This is a genomic window from Polaribacter sp., assembly GCF_039939415.1.
Taxonomy (GTDB): domain Bacteria; phylum Bacteroidota; class Bacteroidia; order Flavobacteriales; family Flavobacteriaceae; genus Polaribacter.
In genome coordinates this window covers 13,755-36,434 of the sequence record NZ_JBDVJE010000030.1, presented here as the reverse complement: position 1 = coordinate 36,434, position 22,680 = coordinate 13,755, and the positions used below count along the sequence as shown (strand labels likewise).

Below are 22,680 nucleotides of genomic sequence, written 5' to 3'. Positions count from 1 at the left end.
TTTATGATTCAGAAAATTTGGTTTACAATTGTTTGGAGTTTTATAAAATTAGGATTGTTTTTTTACAGTAATAAAATTATTGTAAAAGGTAAAAAAAACATACCCAAAAAAGGTGCTGTTTTATTTGCTGTAAATCATCCAAATGGATTGATAGACCCTTTATTTGTTACAACAACTAATAGCAGACAAAATCATTTTTTAGTAAGAGCGGCTTCTTTTAAAAACCCAGTAATTAAAAAAATTTTAGAGTCTTTATACTTAATGCCTATTTATAGAATTAGAGATGGAATTAAACAACTTTCTAACAATCAAGAGATTTTTGAAAAGTGTTTTAACATCTTACATAAAGGAGATACTTTAATGATTTTCCCTGAAGGAAGTCATGATAAAAAAAGAAGTATAAGACCTTTAAGTAAAGGGTTTACAAGGATTGTTTTTGGTGCTTTAGAAAAACACAAAGATTTAGAAATAAAAGTAGTTCCTGTTGGTATTACCTATCAACACCCTTCTGATTTTCCTACAAAAGTTACCATAAATTATGGAGAACCAATTGCTACAAGAGAAATTTTTGAAAGCAATACAACTGCAAAATCTATAAATATTTTAAAAGAGAAAGTTAGTAGTCAGTTAAAAACTTTAAGTGTTCATATTACTGATGATGAAAATTACGAAACAATTTTACAAAAATTAACCGATGCTCAAGTAGATTTTACAAAGATTGATGAAGTGAATAACATGATTCTTTCTAATGCAATTCCTAAAAGGAAAGAAGAAAAAATTAACTTTGTAAAGCCATTATTATACCTCATCATTATAAATAGTATTATTCCGTTTTTTCTTTGGAAAATAGTTCATAAAAAAATAGATGAAATAGAATTTATAGATACTTTTCGTTTTTCTATAAATTGGTTTTCTTGCACCTTATTTTATTGCTTACAAAGTTATATTGTTAGTGTCTTTTTTGGAAATATAGTTGGTTTCTTTTACTTAACAATTTCTGCTTTTATAGTTTTAATTTACACTAAATTTACTCCTACAAATGCTAAAAATCATAAAGAATTCAATGAATTTGGTAAACAGGTTTAGCCCTGATTGAACGGTTTGTTTGAGCTCTTTTTGAGGAACGAAAAAAAGCGAGTAGTGAAAGCAGGAAACAGCTTCTAATCTAGAATTGCATCTTGAATTACTTGCTGAATTTCTGTACGCATATTACTGTTTACTAAACCTCTGTTATCCATAGTTGGATACACTCTGTTTGACAAAAATACATACACAATTTCACTTTTAGGATCTGCCCAAGTATAAGTACCTGTAAAACCAGAATGCCCAAAGCTTTCATCGGAAACACAACCACAAGTAGCTTTTACTTTTGGGTTTAACTGTGGCTTATCAAAACCTAAACCTCTACGTACTTTTTTATCAGAAAAATAACGATGATTAAATTTATCTAAAGTTGCTGTTTTTAAATAACGTTTACCACCATAATAACCTTTTTGCAAATACATTTGCATAATTTTTGCAACATCATTTGCATTGGCAAATAAACCTGCATGACCTCCTACTCCACCTAACATTGCTGCACCCATATCATGCACATCTCCTTGTAACAATTGGTTTCTGTAATAATTGTCTTTTTCTGTAGGAATAATCTCTTTTTTAGCAAATTTTTGCAATGGTAAATAACTTGTTCTATTGGCTCCTAAAGATTGATAAAATTCTTGATCTACCAGATCATTTAAAGGTTTATGATATTCGTTTTCAATTGCTTCTTTAAAAATATAATAACCTAAATCGCTGTATTTATAACCATCTCTTTCTCTTTGATCTACATCTCTAATGTATTTATAAATACTGTCTTTATAATTTTTATTTAGATATAAATCTTGAGCTACTTTTATATTGAATTTTTTAGATTTTTTATTACGATAAAACACAGGCAAATTTTTATGTGTAACACTATCTTGAGTACCTTTATAAAAAGGAATCCACGCTTTTAATTTACCATAATGAGATAAAATTTCTCTTACAGAAACACTTGCTTTGTTAGACCCTTTAAAACTAGGAAGTAAATCTTGTAACTTTTCATTTAAAGTGATTTTTTGCTCTTCTTCTGCTTTCATTATTAACGGCAAAGAAGCTAAAATTTTAGTTAATGATGCTAAATCATACACATCAGAATTTTTGACTTTTAAAGTCTTTTTATCTGTATGAAATCCATAACTTTTATTTAAAATAATTTTTCCTTTTCTGGCAACTAATACTTGAAAACCTGGAGCCATTTTGTTTTCTAAGATAACATTCGCTAAAGAATCAATATCTTTTAACTTTGTTGATGACATTTTTACAGCTTCTGGAATTGTATACTCAAATCTTTTAAGGTTAGATGTTATAAAGCCATGACCTTCTGCAAACTCATTTCTTATAGAAACTGGTAATTTCCCCTTTGCATCAAATGCTCCAAAAATTAATTGAGCAGAAAGTTCTTGCGCCAATTTACTATTCTGATAAGAAACAATAATACTTTCTATATTGGTAAAAGTTTTTATCTGTAATAAGCTATAAGGACTTGTAAAAACATCTAAAATAACATTGTTTTCTCTAGCAATTTCTTGTAACCAAACTAACTCTTGATTTTTAAACTTATAACTTTTCCAAGGGTGCAAATTAGATTTATGAAAACCAATAACAACCAAATTATATGGTTTTAATTTTTTAATAATTTCGCTTAAATCTTTATCAGATATTACATCAACCTTACCATAATTTTGTAGCATTTTTACAAAATGATTTCCAGAATCATCTCCTAAATTTACATAAGCAATTTTTCTTTTTTCTAAATTTCTAATTGGCAAATCACCTTTTACATCTTTAATTACCGTTAAAGAATTTTTAATTAATTCTCTGTGTAATAATTCATCTTCAATAGTATTCAATTCATTTTGAATGTTCTCAATTTTAATTGGTTTATAATTGTGCAAACCTGCCCAATATTTTGCTTTTAAAACCTTTCTTACAGAAACATCTATTCGTTCTTCAGTTAAGGTTTTTAATTCTATTGCTTTTTTAATTAGATTTACTGTAGCTGGCACATCTTGTGGTATCAACAACAAATCATTACCTGCTTGTATGGCAGCTAAATCTATTTCTGCAGAAGAAGAGTAATTTGCAGCACCTTTCATGTTTAAACCATCTGTAATAACCAAACCATTAAAACCAAGTTTTTGTTGTAATAAATTTGTTACAACATTTTTAGACAAAGAAGTAGGTAACCTTGGGTCAGATTCTAAGCTTGGTATACTTAAATGTGCTGTCATAACACTTGCAATACCAGCATCAAAAACTTTTTTATACGGATACAATTCTATTGAATCTAATCGATTCATATCAAAATTTAAAACAGGTAAAGTATGATGAGAGTCTGTTGCAGTATCTCCATGACCAGGAAAATGTTTCGCATTTGCCAAAACTCCCATACTTTGCATTCCTTGAGTAAATGCAATTGCTTTTTGCGTTACGTTTTCTTTACTTTCTCCAAAAGATCGATTACCAATAATTGGATTATCTGGATTTGTATTTATATCTACAACTGGTGCAAAATTAACATGAATTCCCAATCGTTTGCAATGTTTACCTAAATGCTCTCCAAATTGTTTCACTAAAGAATCGTTTCTAATAGCACCTAAAGTCATGTTCCAAGGAAAACGATAGGTATTTTTTAAACGCATATCTAAACCCCACTCTCCATCAAAACCAATTAACAAAGGTACTTTTACAGTATCTTGATATTTGTTGTTTAATTCAGCTTGTTTTTCTGGAGTTCCTTGCATGAAAATTAAATTACCTACATGATATTTAGTAATCATTTCTGTAATAAAATCTTCGTGTTTTTTGTCTAAATTAGAATATGCTTGCACCATAAAAAGCTGACCAATTTTTTCATCAATAGTCATATTTTTCATGATACTATCTACCCAAATAGTTTGATTTTCGGCATCTTTTGTTCTTAACGGATCTACATTTTGTGCCGATAAATTAAAAACAAGACCAATTAATAAAACAACAAGTAACTCTTTTTTCATCTGTAATTTCAATATTTTTTTTGGGGGCGTTTTAACAGGCTTTCCATTATATCTTTTTATGTAAAAAAACATAAAAAGGATGCCATTACAATCCTTAACGCAACTTTTTAGCAACTAAACTTAATAAATAAAATACAATTTTTATACCAAAAATCGCTTGTGCCAACTATCTTTTGCTGGAATTTCCCAATTGCTTTCAAAATCTGCTTTTGTACTTACCATATTATTAAAAACAATAGTTTCTGCAGTTACTTTTTGTTCTTTTGCAAAATTTTGAAAATTCGATAACTTCACCAAGTTAATATTGTCATTATCTTTAAAAGTAATGTTTAATTTGTTCATTAAATCTAATTCCAATTCTTTTTCTAAACCTTTAATAAAACGAACAGAACTATCAATAGAACACCCAGAAACGTTATTAAAACTCTCATCTACAGCTAAAACCAAAAACTGATTGTATTTTATAGTAAAAGATCCTTTTAAATCATCTCCATGACGCGTCCATTGATTGATAAAATCTTTTGCTTTGGCTGAAATAAGTTCAACTTCTTTTGTTTTAAATTCTCTATCAGATTGGTAAATCCAAACACGAGAATTATTGGGTAAATTTTTATATTCTGTAAACATGTATTCTAAATTAATTAATTCAGTTTAATTAAGCTCTTAATCTATTGTTAATAGCTTATCTCAAATTAAACTTCTGCTGTAAAGCTTGTAACTTTTCAGCATCAGACATTTTCTTTTTTGCAGGGGTCATTCTTTCTTTAATTTCTCTTAATACTTTTTTAGTATACAAAGGAAAATCTGCATTTTGCATCCAATTATTATAACCAGGGTTTTCTTTAAAAACTTCTTCAACAGTTCTACCTTTGTATTTTCCGAAAGAAAAAATTTCTTGGTCATCCTCATTCATCAAAATAAAACCAGCAAAATCTGCTCTTTTGCCATGAGTAGAAAAATCACTTAAAGCATCAACGTTGTTTTCTATATCATCATATTTATCTAATTGAGCCAACAAAATTTCATAAGTTGCATTTGTATCTGCTTCTGCACCATGAGCTCCTTCTAATTCTTTACCGCAATAAAATTGATAACCTGCACTTAACGTTCTTTGTTCTTTTTTATGAAAAATTACTTGCACATCAATGGCTTTTCTATTTTTCATATCAAAGTCTATCCCTGCACGCATTAATTCTTCTGCTAATAAAGGAATATCAAATCTATTAGAGTTAAAACCTGCTAAATCAGCATCTCCTATCATTTCATTTACCTTTGAAGCCAATTCTTTAAAAGTGGGTTCTGTAGCTACTTTTTCATTTGTAATTCCATGTACATCAATGGATCCTTGAGGAATTTCCATTTCTGGATTCACCAACCATGTTTTGCTTTCTTTATTTCCATTAGGAAACACTTTTAATATTGAAATTTCTACAATTTTATCTGTAGCAATATTTATACCAGTAGTTTCTAAATCGAAAAATACAATTGGTTTTTTTAAATCTAAATTCATTATTATAGTTCTTAAAGTTTATAAAGTTAAAAGGTTTTAAAGTTAAAGTTCTGCTAGTACAACTTTTAAACATTTAACTTTTCAAATCATAATTATTCGTTATTTAATTGTGTTTTAAACGCTTCTACTTTCGCCTGAATTTTTACAGGTAATATAGGTTCTTTAAAATTATATTTTTTTAATTCTTTTAAAACAATATCTGCTAATAATAATCTAGCTGTTGGTTTATCGTCTGCAGGAATTACATACCAAGGTGCATTTTCTTTTGAAGTTCTGTTTAATAAATCTTCGTAACAAAACTGATATTTATCCCATAATTTACGTTCTTTTAAATCTCCTGCAGAAAATTTCCAATTCTTTTCTGGTAAATTCAATCTACGTAATAATCTGTTTTTTTGTTCTTCTTTAGATAAGTTTAAAAAGAATTTTAAAACTATAGTTCCGCTTTTAACAATATGATTTTCAAAAGCATTAATTCTATCCATTCTGTTATGATAAAATTCATTATTTAAATCCTCTAAACTATTTACATCCGGAATATTTTCACCAAAAACATATTCTGGATGTACACGAGTTACCAATACATTTTCGTAATGTGTTCTGTTAAAAACACCTATTTTTCCTTTAGATGGTAATGCAATATAATGTCTCCATAAAAAATCGTGTTTCAGTTCTAACTCAGTTGGTACTTTAAAACTATGTACCTCTACTCCACGTGCATTTACATTTTTAAAAACCTCTCTTATTAAACTGTCTTTACCTGAAGTATCCATTCCTTGTAAGCAAATTAACATACTATACTTGCCTTCTGCATACATAGTATCTTGAATTTTAGTTAGCTTTTTACTTACTTTTTTCAACTTCTTTTCGGCATCTTCAATTACTTCTTTTGTAGTGTAATCTGTAAGTTTAATAGTGTTTTCTACTTTATAATTCCCTTTACTCATATGCGTTTAAAATATTTTTTAAAGATAGAAAAAATAGTGATTTTTTTATTGATTTTAACGTGCTTTTATGATAATTGATTTATTCCTTATTTGAAGCCTTAATTTCATTATTTTTGCACAATGGTTAAAGAAATTCAACTTCGTGTAAATTTAATTGAAGAACGTAAAGAAAACACATTCTTATACAAAGCTTCTAAACAATTAGGAGTAGATAAAAGTGAAATTTCTGCAGTAAAAATTTTACGTAAATCTATTGATGCCCGTAAAAAAGACATTATTTTCAATTATAAAGTTGCAGTTTACATCAATGAATCTGTACCAGAAAAATCTGAATACGAATTTGAATACAAAGATGTTTCTAATGCCAAAGAAGTACATATTGTTGGTTTTGGACCTGCAGGAATGTACGCAGCATTGCGTTGTATAGAATTAGGTTACAAACCTATTGTTTTAGAACGTGGAAAAAACGTACAAGATAGAAGACGTGATTTAAAAGCCATTAATCAAGAGCATTTTGTAAACGAAGATTCTAACTATTGTTTTGGAGAAGGTGGTGCTGGTACCTATTCTGATGGTAAATTATATACCAGAAGTTTAAAACGTGGTGATGTTAGAAGAATTTTTGAAAACTTGGTTTTTCATGGAGCTACAGATCAAATTTTGGTTGATGCGCATCCTCACATTGGAACTAATAAATTGCCAAAAATCATTCAGAATATTCGTGAGAATATTATAAAATTTGGTGGTGAAGTTCATTTTGAAACTAAAGTTACAGATTTTATTGTAAAAAACAATAAACTACAAGCTATTCAATTACAAAACGGACAAGAAATGTCTGTAAACTCTGTAATTTTAGCAACAGGTCATTCTGCAAGAGACATTTATGAGTTGTTAGATAAAAAAAATATTGCATTAAAAGCAAAATCTTTTGCAATGGGCGTTCGTGTAGAACATCCACAAGAAATAATCGATCAAATTCAATATCATTGTTCTGGAGAAAGAGATGAACTTTTACCTGCTGCTGCATATAGTTTGGTTCATCAAGTAAATAACAGAGGTGTTTATTCTTTTTGTATGTGCCCAGGAGGATTTATAGTCCCTGCAGCTACAGCAAATGGAGAAGTTGTAGTTAACGGAATGTCACCAAGTAGAAGAAATAACAAATTTGCTAATTCTGGAATTGTGGTTGAATTAGACATTGATAGAGATTTTAAAAAGTATGATCATTTAGGTGCTTTAAAAGGATTACAATTTCAAAAAGATTTAGAAAAAATAGCTTTTTATGCCGGTGGAAGAACGCAAACTGCTCCTGCACAAAGATTGGTAGATTTTGTAGATGGAAAATTATCGACAGATTTAAATGATTGTTCTTATCAACCAGGATTAAAATCTGCTCCTTTACATTCTTTATTACCAAAAATTATTGGAAGTAGATTACGAAAAGGATTTGCTGCTTTTGGGCAAAAAATGCATGGTTATCATACAAACGAAGCAAATATAATTGGTGTTGAGTCTAGAACCTCATCTCCTGTAAACATACCAAGAAAAGAAAATTTAGAGCACACAGAAATAGAAGGTTTATTTCCTTGTGGAGAAGGTGGTGGTTATGCAGGTGGAATTGTTTCTGCTGCTATGGATGGTGAACGTTGTGCAGAAGCTGCTGTTGCTAGTTTATAAAAAGCATGGGGTTTTTAAAATTGATTTTTTTAACAAAAAAATACAAACTTCAATTAGCAAAGATTAAAGGTTATTTAAATTAACATTATAATCGTGTAAAGTTTTGCTTAATAGTAAAATCTGTAACAAGAAATGAAATAATTCGTCTCTTAATAAACGAACCTATTTTATGAAATTAACTAAACAAATTGCTAAACTTATCGGAATTTTAATATTAGTTGGAATTCTTTTTATTGGTTTCAAATTTGGAACAAAGTACTATAAGTATCATCAAAAGGCTACTTTGCTAACCAATACAACTCTTGATGACACGATTAGTAGTGACGATTATAAAGATTCTAGAAATCTAAAAAACGGAGATATTTTATCTAAAAAAATAATAAACCTTTCAGAAATACCTCCTATTTGGAATAGTATTTCTGAAAACAATTCTTTAACAAAAAACTACAAGTATTTAGATGACATTAATTTTTATGTTATTGTTTATAAAAGCGATTCATTATTAGTTAACGGAATCATTGCTGAACCTAAAAAAGCAGGGAAATTCCCTGTAATTATTTTTAATAGAGGTGGAAATAAAGAGGTTGGAAAAATGGCAAAAGCTAAAACACTTCATTCTCTAATACATTCTTCTTCTAAACTAGTAAATGAAGGTTATTTAGTAATAGCTAGTTGTTACAGAGAAAATGATGAGTTTGGTGGTAATGATATTAATGATGTTTTAAATTTAACAAAAACTATTAAAACTATTAAAAAAGCAGATTCTAATCGTATTGGAATGTTTGGTTGGTCTAGAGGTGGTATGATGACATACTTATCACTTAAGTATAGTAATCAAATTAAAACTGCGGTTATTGGAAATGGTCCATCTGATTTAGAGAAGCTAATTATTGATAGACCTAAAATGGAAACTATGGTATATGCTAAACTAATTCCTAATTACAAACAAAACAAAAAAGAAGAACTAAAAAATCGTTCTGTAGCTTACTGGGCTAATGAATTAGAAAAAAACACAAGTTTACTTATTCTTTGTGGTACAGAAGACAAACAAGTAAACCCTAATCAAGCTGATTTAATAGCTAATAAATTAACTAAAATAAGCTATAATTTTAAACTTAAAAAAGTAGAAACTGACCACAAGTTTTCCAATAAAAAAGACGTGCTAAATAAATTATTAATAGATTGGTTTAAGAAAAATTTATAAAAAGGACTAAGCACAACACTATATACAAATAATTGTTATTTTTATAGCTACACAAAGGTTATTGCACTTTTATTACAACTGATTTTTCTTTAAAAATCCTCATTATTACTATACAAAAACGTTAACGAATCACCAAAAAAATATTTTTTTTGAGTTATTGAATTCTCTTTTCAAAATATCCTTTTAAAAAAACTACTTGTGCCATTATCATTAATCCAAAGAAAAAAACAGCATACAAAACAGTATTTGAAATAGAGAATGATTCAAACAAATTAGGTATTATAATTTTATCTAAGAAAGAAAAATCAAGTTTAGGAAATTGTATGGTAGTTTCTTTCATCTGCTTAAAAGGAACAAATATTGCTGTTAATAATAAACCTATAATTAAGAACCATCCTTTTTTAGTAATTAAAGCTTTTGGTTTAAATACAGTAGATTTTACAGTATTTTCTGCTAAAATATTTTGCATTATAGTTGCAGTAAAATCTATAGAAGGTTTTTCTTGTGGAATTTCTTTTACGTACTTTTTTAAAAAAGCATCAAGTTTTTCTATGTGTTTATTTTCTTCCATAATGGTTTATAATTTCTGGTGCTACATTTTCTTCTACAATTGCTAATAATTTCTTTCTAGCTCTGTGTAATTTCACTTTTATATTTGCTTCAGAAAATTCAGTAATTTCTATTATTTCTTTCAAACTTAGTTCATCATAATAAAACATCCAAATAATTGAGCGTTCTTCTTTTGGTAATTTATCTAAACAATCGTTCATAATTTTAGCACGTTCTTTTCTTTCAATTCCTTCTAAAATATTATCAACAGATTTTATTTGATTGAACGTAATTTCGTTAATTTCTAACGTGTTATTATTTTTTTTATTCTTTTTAATAGCATCTAAACCTGTATGGTATGCAATGCGATACAACCAAGTAGAAAATTTAGAATCACCTTTAAACTTACTTAAATTTTTATACGCTTTAATAAAAGTGTCTTGACTAATCTCTTCTGCTTCTACCCTATTCTTTGTCATTTTAAACGCCAAACTAAACACCATATTTTTATACGTATTAACAACATACGCAAAAGCATTTGCATCGCCTTTGAGCACTTTAGATATATATAGTTGGTCGTTGTTGTTGGTCATTTTATCTTTGACGATACTTTATATAAATAGGTTACAGATTTTGTTGAAAATATTTTTTTTGTTTTTTTGTAACCTTTATTCTAATGTGATCGTCAAAGCTACAACACAATAAAATTAATCATTTAAATTTTTAAAATAATAAATTATGGAAGTAGCAGTTTTAGCAGTAATATTTGGAAGTATTTTTGGAATTTTCTATTTATATTTTTCTACAAGAAATAAAGAACGTTTGGCATTAATTGAAAAAGGAGCAGATGCTAGTATTTTTATGTCAAGTAAAAAAAGAAATGCTGCTCCTTTTTGGAAAGTTTTAATTCTTAACCTAGGTTTATTAGCAATGGGAATTGGGGTTGGAATTCTTTTAGGAACTTTATTAAGTTATAACTTTGGCTATAATGGTTCTTGGCAAAACAGACCAGAAAATGCTATAGATTCTGGAGTTTTTTATGCAGCATCTATATTTTTATGTGCTGGTGGAGCTTTGTTAATTGGTTTTAAACAAACTAAAAAATTAGACAGAGAATAAAATATAGCAATCATAAATTAGTAAAACCGCTTCAATATTTTGAAGCGGTTTTTTTGTTTTTAAAAAGTCTGTATATTAGAGCAAAATAATTTTCTATGAGTAATGATTTTAAAAGCAACAAATTTAAAGAGCTACTAGACAAGTTACAACAAGAAAGTTGGCAACTAGAATTACTAATTTCTGGTTTTGCAATTTTTGGTTTAATTAGTGCATTAGGACCAATAGAAAGCGGTTTAAATGAAGCAAGAGCTTTAGAAAACCCATATTTTCCAAAACTGTATCAAATTGCATTTTTATCTTGTTATGTTTTAATAATTAATCTAATTATACATGTAATTATTAGAGGTTTATGGATTGGAGCGATTGGGCTTCGCTATGTTTCTAATGATATTGATTATAATGAGTTAAATTACGGTAAACGTTTTACCAAATATTTACAAAAGAAGGTAGGTTCTTTTGATGATTATATTGCAAAATTAGAAAATTATTGTAGCATTTTATTTGCAGTTACTTTTCTAACATTATTCTACATAATAGCCTTTTTTACAACAATGTTTGTAATAATAATAGTTGGAAAAATTACCATGGATTCTGGTTTATTTTCAGAAATGGTTGGAGCAATGATACTTGGCTTCTTTGGTATATTTTATTTATTTTTAGCTCTATTTGTTTTTATAGATTTTATAACTCAAGGCCTTTTAAAGAAAAAAGAATGGACTTCTTTCTTATATATGCCAATATATAAAGTATTTAGTATAATAACACTTTCCTTCTTATATAGACCTTTGGTTTATAATTTTTTAGACAATAAATTTGGTCGAAGAATAGCATTTATATTATTACCACTTTATGGTAGTATTTTTTACCTATCCTCATTAAATAATGTGAGATCAATTTATATTTCAGAAAATTCTTATGCCTCAGAAAATTTTTCTAAAAACAATAATTATCTTTCTCTTTTAGAAGAAAATCAATATGTAAAAATAGCCTCAATACAATCTAAAATTATAGAAAAACCGTATTTAAAGATTTTTATCCCTTTTAAAGAAAAAATGGAAGACGCTCTTTTAAAACACAATAAAAATCTTGAACCACAAGAAGATAATCGTGGGTTAAAAAGTGATTTTGTTTTTATAACAAATAGCAACTCTAGAAAAGAAAGAAAGTTACATTTTAAAGAAAAGGATAGTATTTATAGTTTATATCTTAAAACATTTAATAAAAATTATCTTTTAGAGATTGATACAATTTCTTATACTTCTAATTTTTTAATATCAACAGTTAATAAACAACTAGGTTTTGAAACTATAATCCCCATTAAAAACATATCAGAAGGAAAACACTTATTAAAAATAAATAGAAATATCGTAATAGAAAAAACTAAAGAAATTGAAATAGAAAAAGTAATACATATCCCTTTTTGGTATTATAAAGAATAAACTCATGAAAAAAATTACATTATTATTTTTATTGGTAACTATATCAATAACAGCACAAACAGATTCTAAAATTTATGATATTATAAATGATGTTTCTGCAGATAGAATTAAATCTGATATAAAAACATTAACTGAATTTGGTACAAGAAACACATTTTCTGATACTATTTCTAATACTCGAGGAATTGGTGCAGCTAGACGCTGGATAAAGTCTGAATTTGATAACATTTCTAAAAATTGCGATAATTGTATAAACACCTTTTATCAAAAAGATTTTGTTACTAAAAAAGGAAATAGAAGAGTACCTCATGATGCTTGGGTAGTAAATGTTGTGGCAATTCAAAAAGGAACAAAATACCCAAATAAATATGTTATTATGAGTGGAGATATTGATTCTCGTGCAAGTGATACTATGGATTTTACAACAGATGCTCCAGGTGCAAATGACAATGCTTCTGGTATGGCAGGAACAATAGAAGCTGCAAGAGTTTTAAGTAAATATAAATTTGAAAATAGTATTATTTATGTTGGGCTTTCTGGTGAAGAACAAGGTTTATTTGGTGGAGCAGGATTGGCAAAATTTGCCAAAGAAAAAGGTTGGGAAATTATTGGTGTTTTAAATAATGATATGATTGGAAATATTACTGGTGTTGATGGTGTTATTGATAATCGTTCTTTTAGAATTTTTTCTGAACCTGTACCCGCTAATGAAACAGAAAAACAAAGAAAAATGCGTCGTTTTTATGGAGGTGAAGTAGATGGGATTTCGCGTCAATTAGCTAGATACACCCATAAAATAACAAAAAAATATATGCCAGAAATGAATCCAATGATGATTTATAGATTAGATAGATTTGGACGTGGAGGACATCACAGACCTTTTAACGATTTAGGTTTTCCAGGAATTAGAATTATGGAAGCTCATGAAAATTACACACAACAACACCAAGATATTAGAACAGAAAACGGCATAAAATATGGTGATACTTTTGAGCATGTAAACTTTGGTTATGCTAAAAAACTAACATCTGTAAATGCAATTACAATGGCAAGTTTAGCTTGGGCTCCACCAAGTCCAACTGAAGTTTCTATTGGTGGAATTGTAAAAGCATCTGTAAAGCTAAAATGGAATAAAGTAACTGGAGCAAAAGGTTATAAAATTTATTGGAGAGATACAACTTCACCAACTTGGGATCATTCTAGATATGTAGAAACTACAGAATTTACTTTAGAAGGAATTGTTATTGATAATTTCTTCTTTGGAGTTGCTGCAGTTGGGAAAAACGGCCATGAAAGCGTTGTTGTTTTTCCAAATAAAATTTGGAGATAATGTCTGAAAAACCAGAATTGTATTTTAAAAATGATGTTGAATGGCGAACTTGGTTGTCTGAAAATCATATCAATTCAAATGGTGTTTATCTTATATTTTATAAAGTAGAAAACACAGAAGAATCCATGCGTTGGGAAGAAGCTGTAAAAGTAGCCTTATGTTTTGGTTGGATAGATTCTACTGTAAAAAGTTTAGGAAACGGCAAACGAAGGCAATACTTCTGTAAACGAAATACCAAAAGTATTTGGAGTGCTTTAAATAAAAAATATATTAAAGAATTGTCTGCAAATAATTTAATGCATAAAAGTGGTTTAGAAATTATTAAACTAGGAAAGAAAAACGGTTCTTGGACTGCTTTAGACGCTGTTGAAAAAGGAATAATTCCTGAAGATTTACAAATAGAATTTGATGCCAATACAACAGCTTTTACGAACTTTAAAAACTTTGCTCCTAGTTATAAAAAGAATTATTTGTATTGGTTACAACAAGCAAAAAGAGAAACCACAAGACAAAACCGAATTATAGAAATAATTCGGCTTTGTAATGAAAATATTAAAAATCGTGGAAATAGGTAATTATAAAATATTACAATCCACTTATAAAATTTCCATAAGGATCTTTAAACTGCGTACCTTCTGCAAATCTATATTTACTTAATTTTTTAAATTCTACCAGTCCCCAAAGTATAAATTCTTTTACAAAATATACATCTGCCATATTCATATTTGGTTGATATTTTTTTAGAAAATCATCTAAAGGCTTTACTTTATTCAGTTCTAATTTATAGTGTTCTTCTGTATATTCATCTAACAGTTCAAAATCTTCATCCGTATTAAAAAACCAAGAAATAATTGCATCATAAGGAGTTTCTGCTTCTTGTTTTTGTAACTTTTTTATTTCAAGAAAATATGTAGGAAACAATGTTTTAATTGCGTTTTTAATTAAGTTTTCTGCAACTACTTGAGCTCCTTCTTGCTCACCTTCATAAACCAATTCTACCTTCCCTGTAATTGCAGGTATTATTCCATCAAAATCACTTAAACGAATCATGGTTTTTTCATCTCCAGAAAGCAAAGCTCTTCTTTCTGCTGTGCTTAATAAGTTTTCAAATGCTGTAATACTTAAACGGGCACTAACTCCACTTTTAGCATCAATATATTCACTTTCTCTTGCTTCAAAAACAATTTGTTCTAACAAATCTTTTGCCAGTTCTGGCACTTGAATAAATTCTTTTTGAGAACTTACTTTATTTGATTCTTGTTGTGTTATCTTTTTTGCAGTTTCTATATCTTCTGGATAATGTGTTAAAATCTGAGAACCAATTCTATCTTTTAAAGGCGTAACAATGCTTCCTCTATTTGTATAATCTTCTGGATTTGCAGTAAACACAAATTGCATATCTAAAGGCAAACGTAATTTAAATCCTCTAATTTGAATATCTCCTTCTTGTAAAATATTAAACAAAGCAACTTGAATTCTGGCTTGTAAATCTGGCAATTCATTGATTACAAAAATGCACCTGTTTGCTCTTGGAATCATACCATAATGAATTACTCTATCATCTGCATAACTTAATTTTAAATTGGCTGCTTTTATAGGATCTACATCACCAATAATATCTGCAACTGTTACATCTGGCGTTGCTAATTTCTCTGCAAAACGCTCACTTCTATGCAACCAAAAAATCGGAGTTTCATCTCCTTTTTCTTTAATCGATTCTATTGCAAATCTTGATATAGGATGTAATGGATCATCATTTATTTCAGAACCTTCTACAACAGGTATATATTCATCTAACAAATTCACCATTAATCTTGCTAAACGCGTTTTTGCTTGTCCTCTTAAACCCAATAAATTAATATTGTGTTTGCTTAAAATTGCACGTTCTAACTCTGGAATTACGGTACTTTCATATCCATGAATTCCTTTAAAAACAGTTTCTTTACTCATCATTTTACTGATTAAGTTTTCCCTCAATTCATCTTTAATAGATTTTGATTGATATCCTGATTTCTTTAATCCTCCTAATGTTTTTATATTTTTTAATCTCATATTTTATATATCAAATAAAAACTTTGCAACTTTTTACTTTGCAACTTTGTCACTAATTTTTAACCTTTAATTCTTTTTTTTCTATTTGTTTCGTAATCTTCAAAAATCATTTCTCCCAAACCTTTCAATCCGGTATAAAATGCTTTTCCTTGATTTGCTTGTGTAAATGCTCTTACAAACTGCATTAAATATGGGTCTTGAGCAATCATAAAAGTGGTTATGGGTATGTGTAATTTTCTGGCTTGTTGGGCCATTGCGTAACATTTATTTACTATGTATTTATCTAAACCATTGCTGTTTTTATAATACTGTCCATCTGATAAACGTAAACAACTTGGTTTACCATCAGTAATCATAAATATTTGTTTATTTGTATTTCTTTTTCTTCTTAATAAATCCATTGCTAATTGCAAACCTGCAACTGTATTAGTATGATAAGGGCCTACTTGTAAATAGGGTAAATCTTTAATTTTTATAGACCAAGCATCATTACCAAAAACAATAATATCTAAAGTATCTTTTGGATAACGAGTTGTAATTAATTCTGCCAAAGCCATGGCAACTTTTTTGGCAGGTGTAATTCTATCTTCTCCATACAAAATCATAGAGTGACTAATATCAATCATTAACACAGTGCTCATTTGGCTTTTATGTAATGTTTCTTCTACAACTAAATCATTTTCAGTGAGGTTAAAATTATCTATTCCGTTATTAACTTGAGCATTTCTAATACTCTCTGTCATAGAGACTTTGTCTAATGAATCTCCAAATTCATAATTTCTAAAATCACCTGTATGTTCATCACCAATTCCTGGAGATTTGCTTTTATGATTTCCTGCTCCACTTCTTTTTACCTTACCAAAAATATGATTCAACGCTTGCTGACGAATTGCACGTTCTGTTTTGGGAGTAATTTTTGTTTCACCAGTTCCATCTCCTTTAATTTCTTCTTTAATGTATCCTTTCTTTTTTAAGTCTTCAATAAAATCATCAATTGTATAATTTTCATCCGTTAATTTATATTCTTTATCTAAAGAACGTAACCAATCTATGGCTTCATCAAAATCTCCAGAAGTATGTGTAATTAATTCTTTGAATATCTCAAATAATTTATCAAAGGGAGATTGATTTTCTGCTTCATAAGTTTTAAAAACAAAACCTTTTCTTTTTTTATTGTTTTTCATCACTATAAAAATACGGTTTTAAGTAACTCTTTAAAAAGGATTAACATTAGTTTATTATATCTTAACATAAATTTGTTTTATGAAAAGTAAAAAACATTAAACAAAAAAACATTTATATTTACATTATGGCAAAAGTTTTAATTACTGGAGGTACAGGCTTAGTGGGAAAAAGGTTAACAAAAATGTTAATAAATAAAAATCACGAAGTTGTAATTTTAAGTAGAAATCCAAAAAATGAAAATGAATTTAAATGGGATGCTTCATTAAATTATATTGATGAAAAAGCACTTAAAGACATTGACTACATTGTTCATTTGGCTGGTGCTGGAATTTCAGATAAACGTTGGACTGACAAAAGAAAACAATTAATTATTGATAGTAGAGTTAAAACCGCCAATTTTCTATTTGAAAAAACAGACGAATTAAAAGTTGATTTAAAAGGTTTTATTTCTGCTTCTGGTATTGGTTATTATGGGAGTATAACTTCTGATAAAATTTTTGAAGAAACAGCTAAAGCTGGAAATGATTTTTTAGGAGAAGTTTGCCAAAAATGGGAACAAGCTGCACATCAATTTTCAACAAAAAATATTCCGGTAACAATTTTAAGAACTGGTATTGTTTTAGCTAAAAGCGGAGGCGCTTTAGATAAAATGAAAACACCTATAGTTTCTCCTTTAGGATCTGGAAAACAATATATTTCATGGATACATATTGATGATCTTTGCACAATGTATTTAAAAGCAATTGAAGATCGTTTAGTTGGTGTTTTTAATGCTGTGGCACCAGATTATCAAACTAGTAAATCATTTTCAAGAACTTTAGCAAAAAGTATAAAAAGACCTTTTTTGGGAGTTGGAATCCCTAGTTTTATATTAAAAATTGTTTTTGGAGAAATGGCAATTTTATTGCTTGAAGGAAGTAGAATTTCAACAAAAAAAATCGAAAAGAATAAGAGGTATTCTTTCCGATTTTCAAAGCTCCAGAAGGCTATGAGTAACTTAAAATAAAGATTATTCTAAGCTACTCTCCTTCATTTTCCCCAGCCAAGTTCTTCCTCCAAGAGTCGATTTATAATAAACATAATCTTTTTCTACTTTTGTTATTTCTATTTTCATTTTTGTTCCTCTATCAAATGGAAAATTAGGAATTGTAAAGTCTTCAATAGTTACATAAACTAAATCTTCAGAAACCCAAAATAACTTAGATTTTATAAAATGTTGTTTATTGTTATGAAATTCATAATGTTCATTTCCTTTAAATACAACTTCTACTTCACCTCCATCATACATGTACGTAAAGGTTTTATTACTTACCAAAGGTTCTCCTTTAAATTCTTTTGCGTCTTTATCTATAAAATTTAAAGCTGTAGGGTTTAATGTCATTAAGTAGTCTTGTGCATTTAAATAAACTGCAAATAATAAAACTACTGCTAATAATAATTTGTTTGTAAAATTTTTCATTTTGTTAAAGTTTAGGGGTTAATAAATTTATGTTTAGGGATTAAATTTTGTTCTTTAAAAAACTAATTTACTTTTAGAAGAATCCTGTTCCAGGTTCTTCAATAGATGCAGATGCTGCTTGTGCTTTTTGAGGATTTAAAATTAAATAAGTTCCTAAAGCTGTTAAAGCTGCATATTTACCATAGTTTCCAATTTTTTTTATGGCTTCTTTTCTTGAAATTTCTTGATGATCTTTACTATTCATTTTTATTAAAGTTAGGGTTACTCTAAAATTATTTTTTTACTTATATTTTCTGATTGTGATATTATTTGTGCAAAATAAACTCCAGCACTTAACTTAGGTAATAAAATGTCTTGCTTAGAATTATTTATTAATTTGGTAGTAAAAATTACTTTACCAGAAACTGTTATTAATTTAAAAACTGTATCATTATTATCTATACTTAATATTCTTAAAGTAGTATTATTAGTTTTATAAATTTTTAACTGAGGTTTAATAATTTCTAAATCATTTGTTGATAAAGTTTCTGATGTTGTATGTATATAAAAACGACCTACACCATTTATATTATCTTCTAATACTGTTTTATAAAAAGAATTATCATCGTCAATTCTTGTAAAAACTCCATTTTTTTTATCTTCTAAATAAACATTAATTCCTTTAGGAATATTTTTTAACTCCCCCTTAAAGGTAATTTCAGAGTCTATACTAGCTGTTAAACCTACTGGAACAACCATTGAATTAAAATTATTATTTGGCAATGCTTGTAAAGCATACTTGGTTTCATCTTTAGCAGACACCAAATGCGTATACAATGCTAATGAGCTACTATTTGCATTAAATAAACCCGCATCATAACCTTCATCTAAACCAGTTGTGGTTCCTTTTATATATTTGATTTCTGTATTTTTTTCTGATAATCCGTTATTAATTTTAAGTTTAATTTCGAATCTATCTGTACTACTCTTTAAAAACAAATCTCCAGATTGATGACTTTGCATGTTTTTATTTATAGTAATATTTCCTGTTGTATTTACCTTTACAAAATAACCTTGCCCTGGAGCTAAAAACTTAGCATCAGAAGCATTATTTATTGGTTTATAGGTTTTAGACACTGTGTCCCAGTAATAAATAGCTTTAAAACCTGATTCTAAAATTGAAAAATTTGAAGTTAAATCTAATATATTATTTGTAGCATTTGCAGAATTATTTACACTGATAAAAGATGCATAAGTATTTCCAATTAAATTCCAACCATTAGATCCAACTGTAACAGTTTTACTAACATTATTAGTTTTTAAGTTACCTGTAAATGAAACAACTCCTGCAGAAGATAATCTAATAGAATAACCTTTACCTAGTTCAAAATCACCAGAATTAGTAGCTCCGTTAAGATAATAATCCCAAGTTTTAGAGACATTATTATAAGTACTTAAACCTCTTTTACTTCCTGAAATAGCTAAAGAACTAGCAGATGCAAAAGTATCAATATCTTGATTTTCTAATGGACTAGAAACTAAATACCAATTAGAATTATCTTTAATATATCTATCATAAGTAATATTACCTGTAGAAGTTCCATCAACAATAATAGAACCACTGCTAGTGGCATTAGAAATTACATTGGTAGTACCTGTTGTTGTTAAATTTCCTGTAATAGTTATTGATTTACCTGAATTAATATTTAAAGTTCCTTCTACAGAAACATCAATAACAGAAATATTACTTAAATCTAAGTTTGCTATTTTACCTGAAGGGATTGACACATTATCGTTTGCATTAGGTAATCTACTTAAGCTCCAATTATTTGTGGAAGACCATACTCCATTTGATGCTGTAAAAGTATTTGTTACTACATTAGTATTTATAGTTATCGAAAATTCTTTTTTATAATAATCACCTACATTTGCTCCGACATAAGTTATTGTATATGTACCTGTATTTGAGTTAGAAACATCTATTTTTCCTGTAGAGCTATTTATGGATAAACCAGTAGTACTAGAAAAAGTTCCTCCAGATATTCCTGTAATTGTAGGTGTGGGATCTAAGCCATAAATAGAATAAGTATTCGTATCATATAAAAAATTAGAAAAGTTGTTATAATGTTTCTGAATAAAATCTTCTATCACTTGAGCGTAATCTCTAGAAAAATAAGGAATGGTTGCATCTTTAGTATCAGATCTTCCATAATCTGAAGAATATGCAGATCCAAGATCTCTTACTCTTCTATTTACTTCTGTCATAATACCATCTATAGTACCTCCACCTCCATATACAGAACCACCACCTCCAACAACAGAATTTGGGTTGATAGTACTACCAGAACCATGTCTAATATTACTATAATAATCACCTGCAAAATAAGAATTACCTCCAGGATTTGTATCATCACAAGAACCTTGATCCGAGCCTGTTTTCACATGACTCGGAACGGTTCTATACCCCACGCTTCTGCTACAACCTGCATGTCCTAATGCAGCGTATTCTGTACCTCCTGTGGTTTGCATTAATCCTCCAAAACTTTGTGCCCCTCTAATTAAGTCTTCGAAAGTTAAATTTTGAAGATTATTATTTATTAAATTTTTAATTGTTACTCTAGCCAATTCATCAACATTTGTTCCTGTATTATTAAAATCTTCATCATAAGAACTACTACTTAAATTATAACCTGCTTCAATCCTTGGAATAGAATGACTTTGGCCGTGTAAATCTATATATAATCCTTTACCAAACTTTGATGAAATATCTATACTTGCATTATCTATAAACCCATGGTATGCATCAAAATAAGGCTTTGCAGAAGAATTATCACAAGTAGCCACACTCTCATTTCTATTAGGGTCTAATTTATTTCTTCTTAAGTTATTTATTATGATGTATGGATATACTCCAAATTGTTCATAACATTTCTTTTGAATCTCTCTGATTAGAATATCTGTATTGTCATCCATCTCACCAGTACCACAACTTCTAGTTGACAATTCACTACCTGTTAATGTACCACCATGTGGAGCAGATATAATAACTGGCATTGTACCTGGAATATATTCTATGTATTTTTTACTTGAATTATAATATTGAGGTACTCCTGGAAAAGCTCCTAAAATTTCTATTTGATCTGAATATACTTTTGGGCAACTACCAGTTGTTGTATAAGAAACCATATACACACCAACAGTTGATGCTGAAACATCTATAACACCAGTTGATGGATTTATAGATAATCCGCTTGTAGAACTATAACTTCCTGTTACGCCTGTTGTTGTAGGTGATAAATCTGAATTAGATTGTGTAGCAGTTGATGTTGTATATTCAAAAGTAGCAACATCTCCATCTGATAAAGTAATATTAAAAGTTGAACTATTTTGATTTGGATTAGATGTTGTATAAGTAATTACATAACTTCCTAAAGCTGAAGCTGAAACGTCTACTTGACCAGAAGAAGAGTTTAAAACTAATCCTGATGTAGAAGAAAAAGTACCACCAGTTTCACCAGTTATTGTAGGTGTTGGATCTGATTCTACTTGACAATAACCCGATTTAGAATAACTAAAAGAAGCATCGTCAACCACTACTGCTTGATTTACTGCAAAATACTCTTGTTGTGTTATTTCAGAATTAGAAGCACTTGTAGAAAATGTTCCGTTAAAAGTATAAGAAACGACTCCATCTATTGTAATTGATAAATTTCCATTACTATTCCATCCATCACCCCAGCTGTCATAAAGAATAACATAGTAACCAGAATTTGCTGGAATATTATCATCAATGGGTAAACTTAAAGCAGTACTTGGTAAAATAGCATCATACACATCTGAAGATGAGCCACCTGTGTAACCATTAGGGTGTTGAATTGTATAAAGCAACGTATTTTCTGGAGAATACAATTCTACTTTATTTTCTCTAGACCATTGGTTCCAATCTACCGTTAAAGTAATATCTACATTTTGCGAAAAGGTTTGAAAAATAATAAATGTGAATATTAAGACAATCGAATGTCTTAAAAATTTAGGGGAAAATTTTTTAGTCATTTGCTTAGGGGGGCAAAAAAGTATTTATTTAATACTTAATTATTAATTTTTAGGGGTTAATTAATTATAAATATATCCAAATATATATATTTTTTTTT

Annotated in this window: 19 protein-coding genes; 8 read left to right on the top strand and 11 right to left on the bottom strand. The window is 28.4% G+C overall.

The window, feature by feature from the left end:
- Nucleotides 1-3 precede the first annotated feature (3 nt).
- Nucleotides 4-1,086, top strand: coding sequence for a lysophospholipid acyltransferase family protein (locus ABJG40_RS04680; RefSeq protein ID WP_348023411.1), 1,083 nt, complete (start codon nucleotides 4-6; stop codon nucleotides 1,084-1,086).
- 74 nt (nucleotides 1,087-1,160) lie between these two features.
- On the opposite strand, the gene ABJG40_RS04675 is transcribed toward ABJG40_RS04680, so the two are convergent.
- From ABJG40_RS04675 to ABJG40_RS04660, 4 genes are all read right to left on the bottom strand, one after another.
- The gene (locus ABJG40_RS04675; RefSeq protein ID WP_348023410.1) at nucleotides 1,161-4,079 is read right to left on the bottom strand and encodes a glycoside hydrolase family 3 N-terminal domain-containing protein; all 2,919 of its coding nucleotides are present in this window, start codon (nucleotides 4,077-4,079) and stop codon (nucleotides 1,161-1,163) included.
- 141 nt (nucleotides 4,080-4,220) lie between these two features.
- Nucleotides 4,221-4,706, bottom strand: coding sequence for an ABC transporter ATPase (locus ABJG40_RS04670; protein WP_348023409.1), 486 nt, complete (start codon nucleotides 4,704-4,706; stop codon nucleotides 4,221-4,223).
- 55 nt (nucleotides 4,707-4,761) lie between these two features.
- Entirely contained in the window at nucleotides 4,762-5,589 is an 828-nt protein-coding gene (locus ABJG40_RS04665; RefSeq protein ID WP_348023408.1) for an exonuclease domain-containing protein, read from the bottom strand.
- 92 nt (nucleotides 5,590-5,681) lie between these two features.
- A complete protein-coding gene (locus ABJG40_RS04660) occupies nucleotides 5,682-6,536 on the bottom strand; it encodes a PPK2 family polyphosphate kinase (RefSeq protein WP_348023407.1) in 855 nt (284 codons plus the stop codon).
- A 120-nt stretch (nucleotides 6,537-6,656) separates the two neighbouring features.
- On the opposite strand from ABJG40_RS04660, the gene ABJG40_RS04655 reads away from it, so the two are divergent.
- Together ABJG40_RS04655 and ABJG40_RS04650 are read left to right on the top strand one after the other, a co-directional pair.
- Nucleotides 6,657-8,213, top strand: coding sequence for an FAD-dependent protein (locus tag ABJG40_RS04655; RefSeq protein ID WP_348023406.1), 1,557 nt, complete (start codon nucleotides 6,657-6,659; stop codon nucleotides 8,211-8,213).
- 169 nt (nucleotides 8,214-8,382) lie between these two features.
- Nucleotides 8,383-9,417, top strand: coding sequence for a prolyl oligopeptidase family serine peptidase (locus tag ABJG40_RS04650; RefSeq protein WP_348023405.1), 1,035 nt, complete (start codon nucleotides 8,383-8,385; stop codon nucleotides 9,415-9,417).
- 154 nt (nucleotides 9,418-9,571) lie between these two features.
- Here the strand turns inward: ABJG40_RS04650 and ABJG40_RS04645 are convergent, their stop codons facing one another.
- The gene (locus tag ABJG40_RS04645) at nucleotides 9,572-9,988 is read right to left on the bottom strand and encodes a hypothetical protein (protein WP_348023404.1); all 417 of its coding nucleotides are present in this window, start codon (nucleotides 9,986-9,988) and stop codon (nucleotides 9,572-9,574) included.
- Nucleotides 9,975-10,559, bottom strand: a complete 585-nt coding sequence (locus ABJG40_RS04640; RefSeq protein WP_348023403.1) for a sigma-70 family RNA polymerase sigma factor — start codon at nucleotides 10,557-10,559, stop codon at nucleotides 9,975-9,977. The genes ABJG40_RS04645 and ABJG40_RS04640 overlap by 14 nt, the downstream gene beginning before the upstream one ends.
- 145 nt (nucleotides 10,560-10,704) lie before the next feature.
- Here ABJG40_RS04640 and ABJG40_RS04635 point away from each other — a divergent pair, with 145 nt between their 5' ends.
- The 4 genes from ABJG40_RS04635 to ABJG40_RS04620 all read left to right on the top strand — a co-directional run bounded on the left by ABJG40_RS04635 (nucleotide 10,705) and on the right by ABJG40_RS04620 (nucleotide 14,429).
- On the top strand, nucleotides 10,705-11,085 hold the full coding sequence (locus ABJG40_RS04635) for a DUF6249 domain-containing protein (protein ID WP_348023402.1): 381 nt from the start codon (nucleotides 10,705-10,707) through the stop codon (nucleotides 11,083-11,085).
- 95 nt (nucleotides 11,086-11,180) lie between these two features.
- Nucleotides 11,181-12,524: a hypothetical protein gene (locus ABJG40_RS04630; RefSeq protein WP_348023401.1), complete on the top strand. Its 1,344-nt coding sequence runs from the start codon at nucleotides 11,181-11,183 to the stop codon at nucleotides 12,522-12,524.
- Between the two features lie 4 nt (nucleotides 12,525-12,528).
- Nucleotides 12,529-13,854, top strand: coding sequence for a M28 family metallopeptidase (locus ABJG40_RS04625; RefSeq protein ID WP_348023400.1), 1,326 nt, complete (start codon nucleotides 12,529-12,531; stop codon nucleotides 13,852-13,854).
- Entirely contained in the window at nucleotides 13,854-14,429 is a 576-nt protein-coding gene (locus ABJG40_RS04620; RefSeq protein WP_348023399.1) for a YdeI/OmpD-associated family protein, read from the top strand. Before ABJG40_RS04625 ends, ABJG40_RS04620 begins: the two co-directional genes overlap by 1 nt.
- Nucleotides 14,430-14,439: 10 nt before the next feature.
- Here the strand turns inward: ABJG40_RS04620 and ABJG40_RS04615 are convergent, their stop codons facing one another.
- Nucleotides 14,440-15,906 (bottom strand): magnesium chelatase, encoded by a 1,467-nt coding sequence (locus tag ABJG40_RS04615; RefSeq protein WP_348023398.1) that lies wholly within the window; start codon nucleotides 15,904-15,906, stop codon nucleotides 14,440-14,442.
- 59 nt (nucleotides 15,907-15,965) lie between these two features.
- Complete coding sequence (locus tag ABJG40_RS04610) at nucleotides 15,966-17,090, bottom strand: VWA domain-containing protein (protein WP_348023397.1); 1,125 nt, start codon at nucleotides 17,088-17,090, stop codon at nucleotides 15,966-15,968.
- Nucleotides 17,091-17,215: 125 nt separating this feature from the next.
- On the opposite strand from ABJG40_RS04610, the gene ABJG40_RS04605 reads away from it, so the two are divergent.
- The gene (locus ABJG40_RS04605) at nucleotides 17,216-18,097 is read left to right on the top strand and encodes a TIGR01777 family oxidoreductase (protein ID WP_348023396.1); all 882 of its coding nucleotides are present in this window, start codon (nucleotides 17,216-17,218) and stop codon (nucleotides 18,095-18,097) included.
- Nucleotides 18,098-18,100: 3 nt separating this feature from the next.
- On the opposite strand, the gene ABJG40_RS04600 is transcribed toward ABJG40_RS04605, so the two are convergent.
- The 3 genes from ABJG40_RS04600 to ABJG40_RS04590 form a co-directional block, all read right to left on the bottom strand.
- Nucleotides 18,101-18,550 carry a hypothetical protein gene (locus ABJG40_RS04600; RefSeq protein ID WP_348023395.1) on the bottom strand — a complete coding sequence of 150 codons (450 nt, stop codon included), beginning with the start codon at nucleotides 18,548-18,550 and terminating at the stop codon, nucleotides 18,101-18,103.
- Nucleotides 18,551-18,623: 73 nt separating this feature from the next.
- Entirely contained in the window at nucleotides 18,624-18,794 is a 171-nt protein-coding gene (locus tag ABJG40_RS04595) for a hypothetical protein (protein WP_348023394.1), read from the bottom strand.
- A gap of 17 nt (nucleotides 18,795-18,811) precedes the next feature.
- The gene (locus ABJG40_RS04590; protein ID WP_348023393.1) at nucleotides 18,812-22,582 is read right to left on the bottom strand and encodes a T9SS type A sorting domain-containing protein; all 3,771 of its coding nucleotides are present in this window, start codon (nucleotides 22,580-22,582) and stop codon (nucleotides 18,812-18,814) included.
- Nucleotides 22,583-22,680: the final 98 nt, after the last annotated feature.

Coding starts and splice junctions, on each gene's coding strand:
- ABJG40_RS04680 (WP_348023411.1), top strand. CDS start 4: ATGATTCAGAAAATTTGGTTTACAATTGTTTGGAGTTTTATAAAATTA.
- ABJG40_RS04675 (WP_348023410.1), bottom strand. CDS start 4,079: ATGAAAAAAGAGTTACTTGTTGTTTTATTAATTGGTCTTGTTTTTAAT.
- ABJG40_RS04670 (WP_348023409.1), bottom strand. CDS start 4,706: ATGTTTACAGAATATAAAAATTTACCCAATAATTCTCGTGTTTGGATT.
- ABJG40_RS04665 (WP_348023408.1), bottom strand. CDS start 5,589: ATGAATTTAGATTTAAAAAAACCAATTGTATTTTTCGATTTAGAAACT.
- ABJG40_RS04660 (WP_348023407.1), bottom strand. CDS start 6,536: ATGAGTAAAGGGAATTATAAAGTAGAAAACACTATTAAACTTACAGAT.
- ABJG40_RS04655 (WP_348023406.1), top strand. CDS start 6,657: ATGGTTAAAGAAATTCAACTTCGTGTAAATTTAATTGAAGAACGTAAA.
- ABJG40_RS04650 (WP_348023405.1), top strand. CDS start 8,383: ATGAAATTAACTAAACAAATTGCTAAACTTATCGGAATTTTAATATTA.
- ABJG40_RS04645 (WP_348023404.1), bottom strand. CDS start 9,988: ATGGAAGAAAATAAACACATAGAAAAACTTGATGCTTTTTTAAAAAAG.
- ABJG40_RS04640 (WP_348023403.1), bottom strand. CDS start 10,559: ATGACCAACAACAACGACCAACTATATATATCTAAAGTGCTCAAAGGC.
- ABJG40_RS04635 (WP_348023402.1), top strand. CDS start 10,705: ATGGAAGTAGCAGTTTTAGCAGTAATATTTGGAAGTATTTTTGGAATT.
- ABJG40_RS04630 (WP_348023401.1), top strand. CDS start 11,181: ATGAGTAATGATTTTAAAAGCAACAAATTTAAAGAGCTACTAGACAAG.
- ABJG40_RS04625 (WP_348023400.1), top strand. CDS start 12,529: ATGAAAAAAATTACATTATTATTTTTATTGGTAACTATATCAATAACA.
- ABJG40_RS04620 (WP_348023399.1), top strand. CDS start 13,854: ATGTCTGAAAAACCAGAATTGTATTTTAAAAATGATGTTGAATGGCGA.
- ABJG40_RS04615 (WP_348023398.1), bottom strand. CDS start 15,906: ATGAGATTAAAAAATATAAAAACATTAGGAGGATTAAAGAAATCAGGA.
- ABJG40_RS04610 (WP_348023397.1), bottom strand. CDS start 17,090: ATGAAAAACAATAAAAAAAGAAAAGGTTTTGTTTTTAAAACTTATGAA.
- ABJG40_RS04605 (WP_348023396.1), top strand. CDS start 17,216: ATGGCAAAAGTTTTAATTACTGGAGGTACAGGCTTAGTGGGAAAAAGG.
- ABJG40_RS04600 (WP_348023395.1), bottom strand. CDS start 18,550: ATGAAAAATTTTACAAACAAATTATTATTAGCAGTAGTTTTATTATTT.
- ABJG40_RS04595 (WP_348023394.1), bottom strand. CDS start 18,794: ATGAATAGTAAAGATCATCAAGAAATTTCAAGAAAAGAAGCCATAAAA.
- ABJG40_RS04590 (WP_348023393.1), bottom strand. CDS start 22,582: ATGACTAAAAAATTTTCCCCTAAATTTTTAAGACATTCGATTGTCTTA.